At 60.6% G+C, this 10,026-nt stretch carries 10 protein-coding genes and 2 pseudogenes; 2 read left to right on the forward strand and 10 right to left on the reverse strand.

The window, feature by feature from the left end:
- Positions 1–105 precede the first annotated feature (105 nt).
- The 3 genes and pseudogenes from arfB to QJT78_RS44940 form a co-directional block, all read right to left on the reverse strand.
- Positions 106–458: pseudogene (arfB, locus tag QJT78_RS44930) on the reverse strand (alternative ribosome rescue aminoacyl-tRNA hydrolase ArfB); the annotation flags it as partial.
- A gap of 141 nt (positions 459–599) precedes the next feature.
- Positions 600–1,964, reverse strand: coding sequence for a pitrilysin family protein (locus QJT78_RS44935; RefSeq protein ID WP_014497898.1), 1,365 nt, complete (start codon positions 1,962–1,964; stop codon positions 600–602).
- On the reverse strand, positions 1,961–3,304 hold the full coding sequence (locus QJT78_RS44940; protein ID WP_225895103.1) for a pitrilysin family protein: 1,344 nt from the start codon (positions 3,302–3,304) through the stop codon (positions 1,961–1,963). The genes QJT78_RS44935 and QJT78_RS44940 overlap by 4 nt, the downstream gene beginning before the upstream one ends.
- 667 nt (positions 3,305–3,971) lie before the next feature.
- Between QJT78_RS44940 and QJT78_RS44945 the strand changes: the two genes are divergently transcribed.
- Positions 3,972–4,205: a hypothetical protein gene (locus tag QJT78_RS44945; protein WP_148311848.1), complete on the forward strand. Its 234-nt coding sequence runs from the start codon at positions 3,972–3,974 to the stop codon at positions 4,203–4,205.
- A gap of 646 nt (positions 4,206–4,851) precedes the next feature.
- On the opposite strand, the gene QJT78_RS44950 is transcribed toward QJT78_RS44945, so the two are convergent.
- The 3 genes from QJT78_RS44950 to QJT78_RS44960 all read right to left on the reverse strand — a co-directional run bounded on the left by QJT78_RS44950 (position 4,852) and on the right by QJT78_RS44960 (position 7,734).
- Positions 4,852–5,304 (reverse strand): hypothetical protein, encoded by a 453-nt coding sequence (locus tag QJT78_RS44950; RefSeq protein WP_038945464.1) that lies wholly within the window; start codon positions 5,302–5,304, stop codon positions 4,852–4,854.
- Between the two features lie 12 nt (positions 5,305–5,316).
- Entirely contained in the window at positions 5,317–6,279 is a 963-nt protein-coding gene (locus QJT78_RS44955; protein WP_011084695.1) for a sugar ABC transporter permease, read from the reverse strand.
- A 69-nt stretch (positions 6,280–6,348) separates the two neighbouring features.
- Complete coding sequence (locus QJT78_RS44960) at positions 6,349–7,734, reverse strand: extracellular solute-binding protein (protein WP_085965868.1); 1,386 nt, start codon at positions 7,732–7,734, stop codon at positions 6,349–6,351.
- 355 nt (positions 7,735–8,089) lie between these two features.
- On the opposite strand from QJT78_RS44960, the gene QJT78_RS44965 reads away from it, so the two are divergent.
- The gene (locus tag QJT78_RS44965; protein WP_161966258.1) at positions 8,090–8,308 is read left to right on the forward strand and encodes a hypothetical protein; all 219 of its coding nucleotides are present in this window, start codon (positions 8,090–8,092) and stop codon (positions 8,306–8,308) included.
- A gap of 74 nt (positions 8,309–8,382) precedes the next feature.
- Here the strand turns inward: QJT78_RS44965 and QJT78_RS44970 are convergent.
- The 4 genes and pseudogenes from QJT78_RS44970 to QJT78_RS44985 all read right to left on the reverse strand — a co-directional run.
- Positions 8,383–8,608 (reverse strand): annotated as a pseudogene (locus tag QJT78_RS44970) (IS5/IS1182 family transposase); the annotation flags it as partial.
- Between the two features lie 79 nt (positions 8,609–8,687).
- The gene (locus QJT78_RS44975) at positions 8,688–9,050 is read right to left on the reverse strand and encodes a Wadjet anti-phage system protein JetD domain-containing protein (protein ID WP_026312353.1); all 363 of its coding nucleotides are present in this window, start codon (positions 9,048–9,050) and stop codon (positions 8,688–8,690) included.
- Complete coding sequence (locus QJT78_RS44980) at positions 9,047–9,391, reverse strand: hypothetical protein (protein ID WP_014497905.1); 345 nt, start codon at positions 9,389–9,391, stop codon at positions 9,047–9,049. The genes QJT78_RS44975 and QJT78_RS44980 overlap by 4 nt, the downstream gene beginning before the upstream one ends.
- Before the next feature lie 446 nt (positions 9,392–9,837).
- On the reverse strand, positions 9,838–10,026 hold a 189-nt coding region (locus QJT78_RS44985), incomplete at its 5' end, for a hypothetical protein (protein ID WP_281460645.1).

Raw genomic sequence — 10,026 nt, forward strand, 5'->3', positions numbered from 1 at the left:
CTCCGTCGTTGCCGCCTCCATACCCCCCGCCAACGATTTGCAAACACGTTGATCAACAGACTGCAATCCCCACGCCAAACCTTTGCGAGTGGGACGCGAACGTCGCTTACGCTGCTTGGAGGCGAAGGTCGACCGCTTCGCGTGGCGCGGCCTCGGCCGCGCCACGGCCTTTTTGAGGATTTCCACGAGGCAGCCGACGGCGTCTTGGCGGTTGCGCTCCTGGGTGCGGAAGCGCTGGGCGTGGATCACGATGACGCCGCCCTTGGTCATGCGCTGGCCGGCGATGCGGGCGAGCCGGATCGCGGCATCCTCGGGCAAGGTTAGCTTGCGCGTGTCGAAGCGCAGCTGGGCCGAGGTCGAGACCTTGTTGACGTTCTGCCCGCCCGGGCCGGAGGCGCGGACAAAGCCGATCTCGAGTCGTCCTCGTCGATGACGAGTTCGCGGGATATCCGCAGCATGATGGCACCGTTCGTGATGTCCGGACATATCGCGGACGTCCACGTTCGGCAAATGGCGGTCATGGGAAATGCAAATGGCCGGGGCGGGCCCGGCCATTTCAGGAAGCAAGAAGCGGTCAGTTCGACTGCTAGTTCGAATTGCTAATTCGACTTGGGCGACGTGGCCGCCGGTTGCGCGGCGGCCTGCGGGGCGCGGCCGACGACGACCGTCAGCAGGCCCTGGCCCCAGAGCCGCTCGGCGGCGACCTTGGCATCATCCAGCGTCACCGCATCGACGAGGGCATTGCGCTTCTCGATATAGTCGATCGGCAGCTTGTCCTGCTGGTACTGCAGCAGCGCCTGGGCGAGCTTGGAGGAGGTGTCGAGCGCCAGCATCTGCGAGCCCTTGAGGTAGGACTTGGCCTCGTCGAGCTCCTTCTGCGTCGGGCCCTCCTCGGCGATGCGGCGTACCTCCTTCTCGATGGCGTCGATGGTGTCGCCGGCACGGTCGGCGCGGGTGCCGGTATTGCCGATAACGACCGCCGAATGCTCCATCCAGAGCAGCGATTCGAACACCGAATAGGCGAGGCCACGCTTCTCGCGCACCTCGCGATAGAGCCGCGACGACAGTCCGCCGCCGCCGAGGATGTGGTTGACGACATCGGCCGCCATGAAGTTGGGATCGCTGCGCTTCACGCCGGGGCCACCGAAGGTGATGACGGTCTGCGGCACGTCCAGTGGAACGAAGGCGCGCTGTGGCGGCTTGGCCGCCTCGATGTCGGGAACCGGCGTGAGTTTGGCTTTTGCGGGCAGGCTGCCAAAAGTGTGGTCGAGCAGCTTGCCGAGGGTCTCGGGATCGACGTCGCCGACCACCGCGATCTTCAGCCCATCCTTGGCGAGCACGCGGCCGACATAATCCTTCAGATCGGCGACCGTGAGGGTCGGCACGCTGTCCAGCGTGCCATTGGTCTGCCGGCCATAGGGATGGTCGCCGAACGCGACCTCCAGGAATTTGCGGCTCGCCAGCGACGACGGATTGGTGGTCTCGCGGCGCAGGCCCGAGATCACCTGTGAGCGGATGCGCTCGACGTCGGCGGTGTCGAAATGCGGCGAGGTCAGCGCGCTCCTGAGCAGGTCGAAGGCCTCGTCCTTGTTGTCGCGCAGCATCCGCAGGCTGCCGCGGAACGTATCGCGGGTGGCGCTGAAGGAGAGCTCGATGGCGCGGCGGTCGAGCCGCTCATGGAAAGTCTTGGAGTCGAGATCGCCGGAGCCTTCGTCGAGGAGGTCGCCGACCAGATTGGCGACGCCGGACTTGTCCCTGGGGTCCTGCGCCGAGCCGCCGGCAAAGGAATATTCCATGGCGATCAGCGGCACCGTCGCATCCTGTACGAACCAGGCTTCGATGCCGCCCGGCGAAGTGAGGTGCTGGATTTTTGCGGCCGCCTGTGACGGCGAGACCGTAGCCAGCGCGAGCGCCGCGCCGGTGGCAAGCGAGAATGCAACGCGTCGAAGGAAGGGATAGGTCACGAACGCTTCTCCTCGCGCTTGGCGGCACTGGTGTCCTTGATCAGATAGCCCGTCACCGAACGCTTCTTCTCGAGCCATTTCTGCGCGACGGCGCGCACCTGTTCGGCGGTGACCGCGCGGATGCGGTCCGGCCAACTCCTGATGTCCTCGATCGACAGGCCTGTGGTCAGGGCGCCGCCATACCAGCTCGCCAGCACGGCCTGATCGTCCTGGGCGTAGATCGCTTCCGCAATGAGCTGGGTCTTCACCCGCTCCAGGTCCTCGGCGCGGATCGGGTTCTGCGCGATGTCTGCGATGACGCCGTCGATCACCTGCTCGACCTCGGCAAAGCTGACGCCGGGCTTCGGCGCGGCCGAGATCGAGAACTGGGTCGGGTCGAGCGAGATGCTCGAATAGCTGGCGCTGGCGGAGACCGCGAGCGGCTTGTCGACCACGAGGGCGCGGTAGAGATAGGAATTGCTGCCGCTGCCCATCAGCTGCGCCAGCACGTCGAGGGCTGCGCTCTCGCCGGCTGCGGCCGTCGTTGCGGAAGGTGCCAGATAGTAGCGGCGCAGGCTCGGCTGCTCCACGAGCGGGTCGGCCAGCGTGACGGTGCGCGGGGCGGCGGGCTCGGGCTCCTGCGGGCGCACGCGGCGCGCCGGTATCGCGGGCTGGGCCGGAATGGCGCCGAAATTGCGCTCGACCAGCGGACGGATGTCGGCGGCTTCCACGTCGCCGGCGATCACCAGGATCGCGTTGTTCGGCGCGTAGAAGCGGCGGTAGAAGGCCAGCGCGTCCTCGCGATCGAGCTTCTCGATCTCTTGCCGCCAACCGATGATCGGCCGTCCATAGGGGTGATTGAGATAGAGCGCTCTCTCGATCTGTTCGTTCAACCGCGCTCCGGGGCTGTTGGCGACCCGCATGTTGTACTCTTCGAGCACGACGTCGCGTTCCGGCAGCACGTCCTCATTCTTGAGGATCAGGCCGGTCATGCGATCGGCCTCGAACTCCATCATGGTCGGCAACTGCTCCTTCGGCACGCGCTGGTAGTAGTTGGTGCCGTCGACCGAGGTCGAGGCGTTATCGTTGCCGCCGACCCGAAACACGTTTTGGGAGAATTCGCCGAGCGGGTGCTTCTCCGTGCCCTTAAACATCAGGTGTTCGAGAAAATGGGCGAGCCCGGATTTGCCCGGCTCCTCATCTGCGGAGCCCACTTTGTACCAGATCATCTGCGTCACCACCGGTGTCCGATGGTCAGGGATTACGACCACCTGCAGGCCGTTGCCAAGCGTAAAGCTGGTGAGGGGCATGGACTTCGCAAGAGTCTCGGCTGAGGCGCCATCTATTAAGAAGGCGCGCATCAGCACCAGTGCTAGAACGCAAACGACCGTTCGAGGTGAGGACGTCGGCAGCATTGACAGCAGTCGCTGTCGAATTTTCGAAAGGAAAGACCGATCGTGCGGCCGATTGGACGCGGCATCATTATCAATATCGTTCGTCAGCTGCGGGATCGGGACGGCTTTTTGCAAGCTACATTGCATTTCGGTCTGGATGAGGAATGAGGTCATCATCGAAGTCATCTAGAGGATGCTCCATGCTTTTGGCTATCAATCGACAGATCGCGCTTGCTCCAGGGGATACCATCGGCCGGCGCGTCGGCGGCTAACCCAAAAGCATCAGTCGTGCCAAAGAAGAAACTGTTTAAATTACAGCGTGGTCACCCGAAGCACTCTGTCCGTATCTTTACACATCGTCGTACATCAGACACGGTGTGGCTATCTAGGGACCCCTCTTTTGCGGACCCGCTTGGCGTTACTGGTGCCGACCACTATGTGTAGCAGGAGACTCTAGAATGGCATGATCGAGTGCATGGGTGGCCGCGATCAGCGCCAGTCCGAGAGCTTGTGCAAGGTCCCCGTGCAGTGCCACAAGCGCGCGAGTTTTCATGCGCTAGACTAAACATGCGATGGCAATTCCTCGTGACGTCGAGGGGACAGTTTTGCACCGCGCGCGACATCAAGCATTCACGTGTCGAAAATCGTCGCGATGTTTCTTTTTCTGATAAAAGCGGCGGCATTTGTGAATGCGGTCGGTCAGGCGCCCATGCTCTCGCGTAATTCTGGATTTAATCCCGCTGAGACAATCGATTGGCGCCGGCGCTTCGAGATTCTTGGTGTGCGATCGTTCTTAGTCCGCCTGCCGAAGAGGATGCAGCTGTCCCCACCAGATGTTCGACATGGATTTGAAAACTCACTCGAATGAGCAAAGCGCGTAAGGCTTTCCTCCGGACGCGGCGGTTCTCTGCCATAGGCAAAACCCGCCGACATTCGACTTCTAGCGCCCCCTTACCTGTTCTGACCACGTTGGGCGGAAGTCGTTAGGGTCCTCTGCGCCTTCGGCAGAAACCAGATGCGAACTTGACTGAAGAACTCCTAGTGCCAGTGGGGCATGCTCATGCGCGACCAACTCGGGCAGGCGAGCATGTCCTGATGTGCAGGCTTGCCTCGACGGCGGTGCGGTCAAGATCGAGCCGAAGCGGCATAATGTTGATGAACAGGCCCATCGTGCGGCGGCACCGGCGCCGCCATGCATGCGGCCGAACAGCACCGTGCGAACACCACCTGCTCACGGCCGCTGCTGCGCGCGACCACCTACCCCACACCAGGTGGCAGAGGCTAGCCAGGGTCACATCAAGCCGCCGCGCCTGGCCGCGCACCCGCGCATCCTGCGGCAGCGTCCGCCGTCCCTCCGTGATCCCGCTGCCGTCGCCGTCGGACCTCGCTTAAGCCGAACGGCCGGCCCGGCTCAACCATATCTGCGAGCCACGTCCGGAAGAACTCCTCATGCGCCTTTGCATTAACGCTCACGCGCGCCTCCGTCACCACATTGCAAAAGGGATGTGGGATTATCAGGCTATGCTCATGTCCCTCCAGCACGGCCAAATAGCTCTAGGGCTACGGAGATGCGGCCAGCGGTGTTTTAGGCTCCCCTTCCGCCGAGAGCGGACCGAACTCGATGGCCTGCCGCTCGAACAAACTGCGACGTAACCTGCGGGTACGCCGGCGATCAGCGATACGAGCACCGCGCCAAGCGATATCACGACGCTATTGGCGACCGGCGTCAGGAAATCAACCTTGATGGTGCCGTAGCTTGTCGCCCCGGCCTGGGCGGCATCGAACAAAACGCGGAAGTTTTCAAATGTTGGAGTGAAGACAAAGCGCGGCGGCAAGGTCATGACCTCGGCCTGCTGCTTCAGCGACATCATCACGATCCAGACCAGGGGAAATGTCAGGATGAGCGTACAGACAACAACCAGTCCATTAAGGAACAAGCTTGCGGGCGTTAAGCGTTTGAAGCGCATTGCCAGCCTCCTCTAGCTTACGCGCTGCCGAACCAACCGCCACAATTTTACCATGGCCAAGGTCCCGAGAAGCACGATCAACCAGTTGACAACCATGAGCGCGGCACCACGCCCGAAGGCGAGGTTTTGAAAGGCTGTGATGTAGGCGCGAACCGAGAGCACGGAGGTACTGTCACCTGGACCGCCCTGGGTTGTTCCGAAGATGATATCGAACTGATTGAGCGACTCGATCAGCCGAAAGACTGCGGCGATCAGGATATACGGTGCAATGAGTGGAAGCTCAATATGGAGGAACGTCGCCCAACCCTTAGCGCCATTGATCCGCGCGGCTTCTCTGATCTCCTCGTTAATGCCCTGCAAACCGGCGAAGATGATGAGCGCAAAAAATGGTGTGTAAGTCCATATGTCGATGAGAACTAGCGAGAACATCGCCGTACCGGCGTCCGAAATCCAGGCGAAGCGGCCGATCCCGACGAGCGAAAGCAAATAGTTCAGAATCCCGTTTTGTGGATCCATCATTGTGGTCCACATCAGGGCGACGCTCATGGGCGGCAATACCAACGGAAGGAGAATGACAGGCCGCATCAATTGTGCAAGAAACACGCGGCTTGCGAACAATTTGGCGAGCGCAAGCCCAGAGAACGCTTCCGCGAGGACCGCGGAGCAGGCATACACCGTGGTCGCCCGCATGCTGTTCCAGAAATCTTGAGTCTTGATTGCCACTTCATAGTTGGTGACCCCAATGAAACGAACCAGGGGACGGCCAAACTTGAGATCGGTCAGCGATTGGAAGACGCCATAGAAAAACAGAAAAAGAAATCCGAGCAGTATGATGATCGCGGGAGCAATCGCAGCAAGGCTCCACCAGTCAAGAGCATGCTGCCCGGCGCTTTGCACCTGCTCTTTTTTGGGCGGTGCCAGTTGGCCTACCGATGATTGTAGCATCACGGTTGCGTCGATGCCTCGAAGGTTCATCGCTCACTTCTCGAAAGATACGCGGGGGTAGTGGAGGCGGCAATCCGGTGATGCCGCTCCCCGGTTGCCTTACATGGAGGAGCGAATCTCGGAGGCGAGGTCGGCCAATGTCGCCTTCACGTCCGCACCATTAACCATCTTCTGCATGGCAACTGCCCAGGCGTTCATGGCCTCGGCAAACCCTACGCGCGGCGTAAAGGCGAGCGCAGCCCGGTCCTGAACACTCTTGAAGGTATCCACGAAATTTGTGAATTCCGGTTTAGCCGCATAGTCGAGCCAAACCTTGTCGCTCCAGGTCGAAGCGCGCGGCGAGTTGACGAGCTTGCCGGCGATGGCACCGTTCAGCTCGACCTGCTTTGACGTCCCCCACTGAATGAAGAGCCAGGCCGCTCCCTTTTTCTGGGAAGCAGCATTCATGGCCAGGGACCAGATCCAGATGTTCGATTCGAAAGTCTTGCCGTTCGGAGCTCGCAGTGGCGGAGCGAAGGCAATCTTGCCCGAAGCGGGCTTGCCGGCAACATCGTTCCAGAACCCGAACATGTTAGAATCGATCGCCATCGCTGTCCGACCCGAATTGATGCCATCGACCACTTGGTACCAGTTGTCGTTGGCAAAGGATGGGGCAGCACACCTCTTGATCATCTCCACGTAGTCTTTGTGGAAGGCGATCGACTCGGGAGAATCGAGACCGGTTTCCAACTTGCCGTCCTTGACGACGAAGTCGTGTACACCATAGGACTTGGCGATTGAGATCGCGGCCGTGTGGATGCTGCTCCAAAAGCGCACTCCTCGCACACCCAGGGGCGTGATCGCGGGATCGGCAGATTTTAGCTTTTCGCATGCCGCCGACATTTCCGGCGGGGTTGTCGGAACCTTGATACCGTGTTTGTCAAGAATGTCCTTACGGTAGAACAATTGGATGTTTTCGAACCCGTGCGGGATGGCCCACACCTGACCCCGGCCCGGTTCGATCTGCCCGCCATTGACTTGCCAAGTCAGCGCGTCACGCAATGCGGGGAAGAAGTCCTTGTAGTCATAGCTTGCCGATGTGAGCTTAGGGTCGTTCAGATAGCGGTCGAGCGGCTCAAGCAGTTGACCGGGCGCAAGATCCCAAGCCGGTTGAATTCCTGTGCCGACGACATCCCACGAGGGCGATTTTGTGCTCAGCTGGATGGTCAGCTTATTCCAATAGGCATCGTCCGGATAAAGCTCGGGCGTCACCTTGATGCCCGTCAACTTCTCGAACTCAGGAAGCTGTGCTGCAACCGCGTCAGCATATGGATGGATGTCGTAAGCCCAAACGATCGAAGCGCCCTCGAACTGGCGCCAGTTGATATCCTCCGCTTTGGCCTGGCCGAAAGATGCGGCCGCACCGGACAAGAGAGTTGAGCAAATCAGAGCGGCTTTGACGAAATGGTAAGAATGGCCGCGCGGTGCGGCTAGCGTCCTTGGCATTGGTCCCTCCTCTGGGCTCTTCGGCCCTCAAGTTCACGTGCCTGTCGTCTTCCAGGGCCGCGAGTGTTGGTAACGCTAGCCGTGATTTTCCGCCCTTATGCACCCATTCAGATCGAAGTTGGGTATTTTTGGGTAAGTCAAGAAAACAGCGTTACAGCAGCCGTTGCAAAAGCCATGGGGAGATGATCAATGCAGGCCCATGTTCAGACCCCGCGCCAGCCTACAAACGAGGGCCGAGCCGGGCCAACCGCCCGAGCTGATGCATAGTAGCTCGTTCGAATCCCTCTGTTAATCTCACCTTGCGGCACGGACGCCTCGATCTTGTTCTTGATTGTGCTGCTTTTAAGAGGGACGAGTGCTTGATGCATTGCCGCAACCTTTCTCGATCCGCAAACAATCTGGTCTCTCAACCCGCCATATTGCAGGACGAAGCTCGAGCGCGACCGCGAGCATCAGCAACAAGGCGTTGCGGATTAGGCCCAACGAAAGCCTCAGCCAGGCTGAGGGTGAGGCGGAGATTGTGGTCGACGGCGGTGAAGGCGATGTTGGCGGCGTCCCCCTCCCGGCCCTTTGAGATGGCAGCGACCGAGATGCCCGTCGCTCTTCATGTGGCCATTCACGGCTCGATGACTGAGAGGCGCCTGAGCCGATGCGCAGATAAGATTGCCGCAACTTAAGGCCGCACTCGCGGGCCAGCCGATTGGTTAATCGCCGCATATTCCAGCTTGGCATCGGTCGGGAGGTGATGGTCTTGGGCTGAACGGTGGTCTCCACCGTCGCTGCTTGAGATCGCGCGTCCGCAACGCGCCGGTCTCATGCGCCCCCTCAAGCTCTCGGCCAGCAAGAGCTCCAGCTTGTCACCGAGCCGCTTACGTCAATGGCCAAGCGTGCCCGTTACGCAAGCTGGCGCCCTCGTCAGTCCGAACGCCTACGTGGGCGTAGGAAGAATCGGATCAAGCTCCTCCTGCTCGAGGATCTTGGATCCATCTTTGGCCAAGTATGCCGCCAGTGAAGCGATGCCGGAGTTTGGTGGGCAACGAGCGGGTGCGGACTTTTTGGTCGGCGCCCGCCCCGAGATGCGGCAGGATCGGTCGTCCGACGGCGCGCTCCATCGTGTGGAATATCCAGGTGCCGTCCGGATCGATATCCGACCAGTGAAAGATCGGGGTTTGTTCGGACACCATTGCCGAGATCGTGCGCAGGGCCTGTTGGCTGGCAAGCGAGGGATACCCGCCAACATACAGCGTAGCACCCAGTCGAGCGGCGTCGGCCTCGGCGACGTGCCTGTTGAAGCTTGCCAAGTTTTCGATCGTCAAAACATACGCCGGCGGCTCCCGGAAGCGGACATGATCTGCCTCCTTAGGCGCGATCCCGAGATGAGCGGAGTGGCTCCGGAGAGATCGGCCCCAAGAAGATCGATCTTACCCGCGATCAGCAGCGGCGGGGCAAAGCGTTCCAGCCCGATCGCCCGCAGTGCCTCGCGGGGCCGCGCGCCCGGAGGAAACTCGAGGACGCCACTCAGGAGCCGAACCACGACGCCTTCAACGCGTTCCAGCGTCTTGCTGTGCCTCACCGTCCGTCGCGAGAAGGTCTTATAGTCCACGTCGAGATGCTTGTTGTCCAGGATGGCCTGGGCGAGATCGAAGGCGTGGCGCAACGTATCGACATCGGACGAAGCGACCCGCGGGCTACCGCTCCCGGTCGATCAACGACGGATCGACTGGTGCGCGCATCCGCACCTGAAGCGGTGGTTCGATCTGGTCAAGGCAGGCCGGGCGTGATCCGCGCGCAGCGGCGTTCATCGAACCATGATCGCCGCCCGGCGCGACCCTAACGATCAGCTGGCCGGCGTATGGTAGCCTTTCGGTTGCCATGCGCGACCCTTGAGGCGATCCATGGCCATGATCGAGTCCGCCGCCCCATCCGCGCCGCAAGTCCAGCGACATGGCTCGATCTTTGACTGTAGGAGGCGCTTCATCCAGAATAAGAGTTTAGGACTTTGGTTCTTTGAATGCCTTCTTCTTCAAGGCGGATAAATAATTTCCTCGAACTCTTGGACGAGATTTACCGGCCAAGCGCATTTCTAGCGTCACAACAAGTTCCTCAAATTTTTTGCGTGTTGCGCCCGCCAGAGGTCGTTGCCGATAATAGCTGTACAGGCGCTCGGTTATGACAGCTGTCAAGAGCTGGCCCCGCAAATTCGGACAGTAGCTTGAGTGGATTTTCTGCCTGACAGCGGCGAGGATTCTTGCTGCGAATCAGGAGCGAAGATGACGAAGAAGAGCCGCCGGA

It is taken from the genome of Bradyrhizobium sp. Mp27 (assembly GCF_029953005.1).
Lineage (GTDB): Bacteria > Pseudomonadota > Alphaproteobacteria > Rhizobiales > Xanthobacteraceae > Bradyrhizobium > Bradyrhizobium barranii.

What these genes read in the sequence shown, in the direction of transcription:
- QJT78_RS44950 (WP_038945464.1), bottom strand. Translation starts at nt 5,304, where the DNA reads ATGCGCTTCAAACGCTTAACGCCCGCAAGCTTGTTCCTTAATGGACTG.
- QJT78_RS44955 (WP_011084695.1), bottom strand. Translation starts at nt 6,279, where the DNA reads ATGAACCTTCGAGGCATCGACGCAACCGTGATGCTACAATCATCGGTA.
- QJT78_RS44960 (WP_085965868.1), bottom strand. Translation starts at nt 7,734, where the DNA reads ATGCCAAGGACGCTAGCCGCACCGCGCGGCCATTCTTACCATTTCGTC.
- QJT78_RS44940 (WP_225895103.1), bottom strand. Translation starts at nt 3,304, where the DNA reads ATGCGCGCCTTCTTAATAGATGGCGCCTCAGCCGAGACTCTTGCGAAG.